We start from the raw sequence: 2,712 nt of genomic DNA on the forward strand, positions 1-2,712 counted from the left end.
GGCCGTCGTGGGTGCGGGCCCGGCCGGCCTGGCCTGCGCGGAGGCGGCCGCGTCACGCGGGTTGGCCGTGGAGGTGTTCGAGGCCGAGGACGAGATCGGGGGGCAGTTCCGCTACGCCATGCGCGTACCGGGCAAGGAGGAGTTCGCGGCGTCCCTGGCCTACTTCAGCCGCCGCCTCGACGTTCTCGGGGTTCCCGTACACCTGGGCCGGCGCGCCGCCGCCTCGGATCTGGCCGGGTTCGACCACGTGGTCGTGGCGACCGGCGTCCGCCCGCGCGAGCTGGACCTGCCGGGCGCCGACCATCCGATGGTCATGACCTACCCCGAGCTGCTCACCGGTACGCGCAGGCCCGGTCGACGCGTGGCCGTGATCGGTGCCGGCGGGATCGGCGTCGACGTCTCGGGATTCCTGCTGGCCGGCGGGCCGGGATTGGATCTCGACGGCCGCCGCGCCCACGGACACTCCACCGACGTAGAGGCGTGGAAGCGGCACTGGGGGGTGACGGACCCGGCCGTCGATCGCGCGGGCCTGGGCACCGCTGTCCTGGACGACCCCGCGCACGAGGTGCATCTGCTCCAGCGCAAGACCACCTCGATCGGCAAGGGCCTGGGCAAGACGACCGGCTGGGTCCACCGCGCCGAGCTCAAGTCGGGCGGAGTCCAGCAGTACACCGGGGTGACCTACGAGAAGATCGACGACGACGGGCTGCACATCCTCGACGCCGAGGGCGCTCATCAGGTCGTTCCGGTGGACTCTGTCGTGGTGTGCGCGGGCCAGGAGTCGGTGCGCGACCTCGCCGATGAGTTGGCCGGTCCCGGAGCCGCGGCGGGGAGCCGGGTCCACGTGATCGGCGGCGCCGACGTGGCCGCCGAGCTGGACGCCAAACGCGCCATCAAACAGGGCGTGGAGCTCGCGGCCACCCTCTGAGGCGCTCGCCAAGGGCGGATGGCCGTTGCGGCCTCTGCGTCTGAGGCCATTCCCGCATTGGTGCGCTCTACGATTTAAATCAACTAACCTTTATCCTATGTCTGACGCCGCGCACCGTCGCCTCGTGACCGGGTTGGCCCTCCTCGTCGTGGTGCTCGCCGTAGCCGCCGCCGCATTGGTCTGGTTCATCGTCGATCGCAGCCCCGAGTCCACAGCAGTCCCCGAGGCGAGCGTTGCCCACACCGAACCACGGGAGTGGGTCACCAGTGCCGCCGCGGCGCCAGGCGCCGACGACACCCCGGCGAACAAGACCCCGGGACCGGCTCAGGCCACAGAGGCGGCGGGCCAGGCGCCGGCATACTCCTACGACGTCTTCCAATCGCCGACCGGCAACATCGTCTGCCAGGTCGGAGGCCAGTTTGCCGCGGTCTTCGGAGGGGACAGCACACCACGCGCGGCCTGCTACGTCGGCAGCTTCAGCGGACAGGCGCCAAGGCCGACTTGCCAGGGAGGGGTGTCATCGATGGAGGGGGCCGCAGCGGTCGACTCCCGCGGCCGGGCGGTGCAGGGCATGTGCGCCGGCGGGCAGCCCTTCGACTACCGGGGAGGCCCTTCAAGCCTCCCCGTCCTGCCCTACGGTCAGGCCACCTCCGACGGCCAGGTGACCTGCACCAGCCGAGAAGACGGAATGACCTGCGAAGACTCAGGCAGCGGCGAGCGGTTCACCGTCTCCCGGCAGGCCGTCTCGTTGAATGGCAGCTAGCCCCGGTGTTTCGCGGGGATCTGTGAATTTCCAGGTGCGAGCTCGCGGAGTCGACCTACAAACGCGGTTCGGATGACACCCGATCGGCGTGTGGAGCGACCCCACAGGCGAGTTCGGGGCCGCGAGTCTGGTGCGTGGACCGAACAGCGAGGCCACTCAGGCGCAGCGCTTCTCGCGGCGGCGGTCGACGACGCTGAACGCCAGCGCTCCCGCGGCCAGCGCGGCGATCAATCCCAGGGCCGCCCGGAACGCGAGCAGCCAGTCGTCCTGGGACTCGACGATCCAGAACAGCACGCCGGGAACGACCGCCGTGCCGATGGCGGTGCCCATGCGCTGGCCCAGTGAGATGATGCTCCCGGCCACCCCTCCGTACGCGGGGTCGACCGCCCGCAGCGTCAACGTCTGATTGGGGGAGATGGTCATTCCCTGGGCGGTGCCCATCAGCGCGGCGGGAGCCATGAAGATCAGGTAGCCCACCGCCCCGGATTCGACCAACCCCGCCAGCAGGATGAATGTGGCCAGTGCGGTGAGGGTGAGACAGAACCCCACGATCACCAACCGACGCCCGAGCTTCAGCACGAACCGTCCCGCGACCTGGGCGGACACCGCGGCACAGATCGAGGCGGGCAGGCTCACCAATGCGGAGTCGATCGGCGCGTACCCCAGGTGGAACTGCAGGTACATGGGCATCACGATCCACAGGCTGGTCCCGCCCATGAAGTAGATCGAGACGATGATCATGCCGTTGCGGAACGCCGGGTCGCGGAAGATCTCGGGATTGACCAGCGGCGGGCGACCGACCCGCTCGTAGTGGCGCTCCCACCAGGCGAACGCCGCGAGCAGGGCCACCCCGAGCGGCACCAGCGCCCACAGCGCGGGGTGGGCCCCGCGGTTGAGGAAGGGCAGCATCACCGAGAGCACGGCCGCCCCGAGCAGCACGATTCCGACCGGGTCCAGGTCGAGGCGGCGGCGTGCTGGCTTCCGCGGCGGTGTCACCGGCGCGGGGGCGTTGGTCGCGGCC

At 70.4% G+C, this 2,712-nt stretch carries 3 protein-coding genes; 2 read left to right on the forward strand and 1 reads right to left on the reverse strand.

The window, feature by feature from the left end; all coding sequences use genetic code 11:
• Together G6028_RS06965 and G6028_RS06970 are read left to right on the forward strand one after the other, a co-directional pair.
• A partial coding sequence (locus G6028_RS06965) for an FAD-dependent oxidoreductase (protein WP_182658428.1) occupies positions 1 to 928 on the forward strand: 928 nt, incomplete at its 5' end.
• Positions 929 to 1,025: 97 nt separating this feature from the next.
• The gene (locus tag G6028_RS06970) at positions 1,026 to 1,691 is read left to right on the forward strand and encodes a hypothetical protein (RefSeq protein WP_182658429.1); all 666 of its coding nucleotides are present in this window, start codon (positions 1,026 to 1,028) and stop codon (positions 1,689 to 1,691) included.
• A gap of 156 nt (positions 1,692 to 1,847) precedes the next feature.
• Here G6028_RS06970 and G6028_RS06975 read toward each other — a convergent pair.
• Positions 1,848 to 2,712 (reverse strand): MFS transporter (locus G6028_RS06975; RefSeq protein ID WP_182658430.1); only part of this gene is annotated, 865 nt, incomplete at its 5' end.

The organism is Dietzia cercidiphylli, assembly GCF_014145145.1.
In the GTDB taxonomy this organism is placed as follows: domain Bacteria; phylum Actinomycetota; class Actinomycetes; order Mycobacteriales; family Mycobacteriaceae; genus Dietzia; species Dietzia natronolimnaea.